Annotated in this window: 6 protein-coding genes; 2 read left to right on the top strand and 4 right to left on the bottom strand. The window is 56.3% G+C overall.

The features are described 5' to 3' along the window. Window positions 1-311: 311 nt before the first annotated feature. Window positions 312-812, top strand: a complete 501-nt coding sequence (locus DBR18_RS21470; RefSeq protein ID WP_108591821.1) for an Hcp family type VI secretion system effector — start codon at window positions 312-314, stop codon at window positions 810-812. Then, window positions 805-1,488 carry a DUF4225 domain-containing protein gene (locus DBR18_RS21465; RefSeq protein ID WP_108591820.1) on the top strand — a complete coding sequence of 228 codons (684 nt, stop codon included), beginning with the start codon at window positions 805-807 and terminating at the stop codon, window positions 1,486-1,488. The genes DBR18_RS21470 and DBR18_RS21465 overlap by 8 nt, the downstream gene beginning before the upstream one ends. 16 nt (window positions 1,489-1,504) lie before the next feature. Here DBR18_RS21465 and DBR18_RS21460 read toward each other — a convergent pair whose 3' ends face one another. The 4 genes from DBR18_RS21460 to DBR18_RS21445 form a co-directional block, all read right to left on the bottom strand. Continuing rightward, window positions 1,505-1,936 carry a hypothetical protein gene (locus DBR18_RS21460; protein ID WP_146188779.1) on the bottom strand — a complete coding sequence of 144 codons (432 nt, stop codon included), beginning with the start codon at window positions 1,934-1,936 and terminating at the stop codon, window positions 1,505-1,507. Window positions 1,937-2,195: 259 nt separating this feature from the next. Then, window positions 2,196-2,744, bottom strand: coding sequence for a cupin domain-containing protein (locus DBR18_RS21455; RefSeq protein ID WP_011333561.1), 549 nt, complete (start codon window positions 2,742-2,744; stop codon window positions 2,196-2,198). A gap of 584 nt (window positions 2,745-3,328) precedes the next feature. Continuing rightward, complete coding sequence (locus tag DBR18_RS21450) at window positions 3,329-4,612, bottom strand: FAD-binding oxidoreductase (RefSeq protein WP_108591818.1); 1,284 nt, start codon at window positions 4,610-4,612, stop codon at window positions 3,329-3,331. Between the two features lie 51 nt (window positions 4,613-4,663). After that, window positions 4,664-5,790: aldehyde dehydrogenase family protein (locus DBR18_RS21445; protein ID WP_256588835.1), on the bottom strand; the 1,127-nt coding region annotated here is incomplete at its 5' end.

Raw genomic sequence — 5,790 nt, 5'->3', positions numbered from 1 at the left:
CCGCTAGGCTGCGAAGCGGGCCCAAAACCGGATAGTCCGTTTCTCCCGGACACACCGCACACCGCGAATTGCGCCGACTGCGTCGCCGAGCGGGAGCAAGCTCCCTCGCCACAGGGGTGCAGTTCACGGCCTACAGGTCATCTAACCCGCGAAAACCTGGATGGCACTTCAGAGAAGTCACTTCATAACTTCCACGCCCCTTGTAAGACACCTCCGAATATCACCAGCAGTGAGCCTGCGCCTCACTGCTCCGGCTCTAGTTGACGATTACTCTTAAACAAGAGTTTTCCATTCGTTAAAGCAGAGATTTCATGGCCAACCACAGTTACATGACTATTACCGGAAATCGACAGGGACTGATCTCCGCCGGTTGCTCCGACACCCATTCAATCGGCAACAAATGCCAACTGGGTCACCTGCACGAAATCATGGTCTTGGCCTACTCCCACAACATGACAACCGGCAATGACGGCGGCGTTACCGCCGACCGGGGCAAACACTTGCCCATCATGATCACCAAGCACATCGACAAATCTTCACCCCTGCTGTCCGCCGCACTTCACGAACGCGAAGTGTTGGAGTGCACCATCTTCTTCTACCGCACCTCTGCCGCTGGCACTCAAGAAAAATACTTCAAAATCCACATTACCGGCGCAAAAATAGCCCACATCAACCTCCAGGTCCCCCACGCCATCCATTTGAACGACGCCCAGCCTCAGGAGCTGGTGTCATTCACTTACCGCGAAATCAGCTGGACCCATATCCAGGCGGGCACGTGCGGTTTCAGCACTTGGGGAAATGACGATGAATGAGGATTCGTGTGACATCAGCGACGTCACACGGGCAGCTTCCGATCTGGTCGCATTCGGGTGCCAGATTGGTGCGACTCAGTTGTATGACAGCTTCAACCAGATTCGATTTAGCGAGATCGTTTCGGATTATGCGAATGAAATTATTCGGGCGGTTGATGAAGGTTTCATTAGTGCCAAGCAAGGATTACAGGAACTCAGGGATGAGTATTCAGCGCTTGCTGCCAAATCTATGTTTTATTTTCAGAATGGGGTGAACATCGCTGCGGGAAGCATGCAACTTCAGGCTGGCGCCTTAGCGATTGGAGCCGCCCGAGGTAAAGCTGGCATTACGGGCATTGCCTTAATCGGGCACCGCGTCAACAACATTTATGAGGGTGTGGGAAACATCTTCAACGGCCCCGACAAACCCAGTGTTGTGGGTCCTATCAGGATGGGTTATCAGAAAGTTTTCGGCATCAGAAACGGTAATTTTACCTATTACTCCGTAGATCTCTATCTGTCTATTCGAGGCATGATGCATCTCGTCAGAAAGCCAGATTCGGTGCAACTTTTCAATAGAGACCCTGTAAACTACGAACGAGCCCACGAGCAAATGGGAACACCAACCTTAGCATTCGAAGCGTTAACTGACAGCTTCACGCTAAACTCAATTAAAGAGTCAAATCTTGAAAAATAATCACACAACCAGTCCACTAACGGCGAGAGCGAAACGAACGCTGAAAAAAGCTTAAATAGCAAAATAATCCAAAAAATAATACGAATAGAAAAAACGCTATCACCCAGTACGAAACACCATTGAAAAAATCGAAGCCCATCATAAAAGGAACAAAAGCAATGGCCAATATCATTGACAAAAAGACCATTTCGATTAACACCCATCGTAGATTATAGTGCTTTTCTTCGATCATCTTCCCACCGTGCATATTGCGAAGCGATGGAACAGAAAAAGCAAAACCATACAAAGCAAATAGAACAAAAACAACTGAAATCACTACCCAGACCAACTCCCCCTCAAGCTCTATAAACTGACTAATACAGTTTACAACCATTACACTCCAGAAAAACGAAGAAGCAAGAATTAGACAATAAACACGAAAAAAACACTGAAGATCATTTAATTTCACAGCCCGCACCTCCCCACATAGCTACAACACCAAAAATAAAGCCTACGGACTATCAAAAATGACTTCGGATCAACTACCACGCAGTGTAAACATGCCAGAAGAGCCATAACATTCTTAACCTCGCTTCGTCACGCACCAATGCAGAATCTTCCTACAAATAATATCACTACACCCTACAAACATTTCATCCACGAAAAAAAACCGACACCCAATAAAAGATGTCGGTTTTATTTACAACATATGCCTATCTAAATAGCGATCAAAAATTCGCCGGCGTATTCGCACTGATAATCTCAGCCTCATCCGCTCCGATATTCCGGAACTTGTGCGGCAGCGTCGTCGGAAAATAATACCCATCCCCCGCACTCAACACGCTCACCTGCCCGTCTACGGTCAACTCCACCGTACCCCGCGTCACCAACCCGCACTCCTCGCCTTCGGCATGCACGATCGGCTCTTCGCCGGAGCTCGCGCCCGGGGCGTATTGCTCGCGCAACAAACGCATCTGACGGCTGGGGACGGAGGCGCCGATGAGGAGCAGGCGCAGGCCGTGGCGGCCCAGGTCGGGTTGTTCGTTGGCGCGGAAGACGTATTGGTGTTCGCGCGGGGGCTGGTCGAAGGTGAAGAAGTCGGCCAGGGACATCGGGATGCCTTCGAGCAGCTTTTTCAGCGAGCTGACGGAAGGACTGACGCGATTCTGTTCGATCAGGGAGATGGTGGCATTGGTCACGCCGCTACGCCGGGCCAGCTCGCGCTGGGAGAGTTTGTAGCTTTCGCGTACTAGTTTGAGTCGAGAACCCGTATCCATGACAGCCTTATGTGAGAACGACTTAAGGGCGATGGGGGTGGGTGGCGGGTGACGCGCCGAGGGCGCGGATCACGTTGCTCCCGTGTCCCGGAACCGTGAAAGGCGGCTATTAAATCACGTTTGCCGGTGTTGCTCAGCAGGTTCGATGGACGGTGCGGCAAAAGTCCTTCTGGCCTTGGTAATACAGTCACTGTGGGAGCGAGCCTGCTCGCGAAAGCGGTGTGTCAGACGACATGGAGGTTGGCTGATATGGCCTCTTCGCGAGCAGGCTCGCTCCCACAGTTGGATCTCTTTTGCGTCAGTTGGCTGGTGATGTTTGTCAGGCCGTCATCGCTGGCAAGCCAGCTCCCACAGGGTTTGCAGTGTTTCTGTGGGAGTGTTGGTGCCTGTGCTGGCGCCATCGCGAGCAGGCTCACTCCTACATTTGGTTCTTTAGTGTTTCAGTCGGGTTGATGCTGCCTTTGCTGGCCTCTTCGCCAGCAGGCTGGCCCCACAGTTGGACATCCGAGTGTCAGTGACATCGGCGGTGTTGCTACAGCATTAAAAAACCGGCGGGGTCTTGGGGGCCGCCGCCGGGGAGGTAACTAGATGCCGAAACGGTCGCGCAGCGAGTAGTAGACGGCGCCGAGGGCGGTCAATGGGGCGGAGAAGGTGCGGCCGCCGATCATTGGCATGTGTGGCAGGGAGGCGAACGCGTCGAAGCGTTCGGCGTCGCCGCGGATCATTTCCGAGATCAGTTTGCCGGCCAGGTGCGAGCAAGTGACGCCGTGGCCGCTGTAGCCCTGCATGTAGTAGGCGTTTTTCTCGATGCGGCCGAATTGCGGCATGCGTGACATGGTCAGCAGGAAGTTGCCGGTCCAGCGGTAGTCGATTTTCACGTCCTTGAGCTGCGGGAAGGTCTTGAGGATCTTCGGCCGGATCAATTGTTCGATGTCGTCCGGTTCCCGCGCGCCGTAGACCACGCCGCCGCCGTACAGCAGGCGGTTGTCGGCCGTCAGACGGTAGTAATCCAGCAGGTAGTTGCAGTCTTCGACGCAGTAGTTGTTGGTGATCAGGCTGCGCGCCTGCTTCTCGGTCAGCGGTTCGGTGACGACGATCTGCGAGCCGCACGGCATGCTTTTCGCGGTCACGCGGTTGTCCAGACCTTGCGGCAGGTAGGCGTTGCCGGCGATCAGCAGGTACTTGGCGCGCACCTGGCCTTTGGCGGTACGCACCACATTCGGCTCACCGTATTTGATTTCCACGGCAGCCGATTGCTCGTAGATCTTGCCGCCCAGACGCACGATGGCCGCGGCTTCACCGAGGGCCAGGTTCAGCGGATGCACGTGGCCGCCCTGTAGGTCCAGCAGGCCGCCAACATAGGCGTCGGAGCCTACTTCGCGACGGATGTCGGCAGCATCGAGCATCTTCAGGTTCTTGTTGCCGTAACGTTCCCAACTGCGCTTCTGCTCGGCCAGGCCGTTGAGCTGTTTCTTGTTCATCGCCGCGAAGATCCCGCCCGGGCGGTAGTCGCACTTGATGTCGTATTCCTTGATCCGCGAACGGATGATGTCGGCGCCTTCGAAGATCATGCTGCCGAGGATTTCCGCCGTCTTGTCACCGTAGCGCTCTTCGATCACATCGACGTCGCGGCTGTACGAATTGACCAGTTGCCCGCCGTTGCGACCGCTGGCGCCGTAGCCGACTTTCGCCGCTTCCAGCACCGTCACTTTGTAGCCGGCCTCGGTGAGAAACAGCGCCGAGGACAGGCCGGTGTAGCCGGCGCCAATGATGCAGACATCGCACTCGACCGACTCTTCAAGGGTCGGGAAGTCGATGACTTCGTTGCGGGTGGCGGCGTAGTAGCTGTTGACGTGTTGTTGCTTCATTTTATTGTTCTCCGAGGGTCGCTCATCAGAAGCGACCACCGCTGTAGAAAATCAGAGCTTGATCCAGGTCGCTTTCAGCTCGGTGTACTTGTCGAACGCGTGCAGCGATTTGTCGCGTCCGTTGCCCGACTGTTTGAAGCCACCGAACGGTGCGGTCATGTCGCCGCCGTCGTACTGGTTGACCCAGACGCTGCCGGCCCGCAGGCCACGGGCGAAGGTGTGCGCCTTGCTCAGGTTGCTGGTCCAGACACCGGCGGCGAGGCCGAAGATGCTGTCGTTGGCGATCTGCAGCGCTTCTTCAACGGTGTCGAAGGTGATCAGCGACAAAACCGGACCGAAGATTTCTTCCTTGGCGATGGTCATGGCGTTGGTCACGCCGTCGAAAATCGTCGGCTCGATGTAAGTGCCGCCGGTTTCTTCGAGGGTGCGCTGGCCGCCGGCAATCAGCTCGGCGCCCTGCTCCCGGCCGATGCTGATGTAGCGCAGCACGTTGTCCAGTTGCCGCTGATCGACGACGGCGCCGACGGTGGTGGCCGGGTCAAGCGCGTGTCCCGGTTTCCACGCTTGCAGCGCCTCCACCAGCAGCGGAATGAATTGCTCGCGGATCGAACGCTCCACCAGCAGGCGCGAACCGGCGGTGCACACTTCGCCCTGGTTGAAGGCAATGGCGCCGGCCGCCGCTTGTGCTGCCGCGCGCAAGTCCGGGGCGTCGGCAAACACCACGTTCGGGCTCTTGCCCCCGGCTTCGAGCCAGACGCGTTTCATGTTGCTCTGGCCGGCATAAATCATCAGTTGCTTGGCAATTGCCGTGGAGCCGGTGAAGGCCAGCACGTCGACGTCCATGTGCAGCGCCAGCGCCTTGCCGACGGTATGGCCGAAGCCCGGCAGCACGTTGAACACGCCTTTCGGAATGCCCGCGTCCAGCGCCAGTTGCGCGATGCGGATCGCGGTGAGCGGCGACTTTTCCGAAGGTTTGAGGATGAACGAGTTGCCTGCAGCCAGAGCCGGGGCGAATTTCCAGCTGGCCATGATCAGCGGGAAGTTCCACGGCACGATCGCGGCGACTACGCCGGACGGCTCGCGGGTCACCAGACCGAGTTGATCGTGCGGGGTGGCGGCAACTTCGTCGTAGATCTTGTCGATGGCTTCAGCACTCCAGCGGATCGCGTTGGCGGTCG

This window comes from Pseudomonas sp. HMWF021 (genome assembly GCF_003061005.1).
Lineage (GTDB): Bacteria > Pseudomonadota > Gammaproteobacteria > Pseudomonadales > Pseudomonadaceae > Aquipseudomonas.
Note: the sequence above shows the minus strand (reverse complement) of the source record. Positions and strands in the feature narration are given on the sequence as shown.

Bases quoted from the DNA above. Each gene is read 5' to 3' on its own strand.
- DBR18_RS21470 (WP_108591821.1), top strand. From the start codon at position 312: ATGGCCAACCACAGTTACATGACTATTACCGGAAATCGACAGGGACTG.
- DBR18_RS21465 (WP_108591820.1), top strand. From the start codon at position 805: ATGAATGAGGATTCGTGTGACATCAGCGACGTCACACGGGCAGCTTCC.
- DBR18_RS21455 (WP_011333561.1), bottom strand. From the start codon at position 2,744: ATGGATACGGGTTCTCGACTCAAACTAGTACGCGAAAGCTACAAACTC.
- DBR18_RS21450 (WP_108591818.1), bottom strand. From the start codon at position 4,612: ATGAAGCAACAACACGTCAACAGCTACTACGCCGCCACCCGCAACGAA.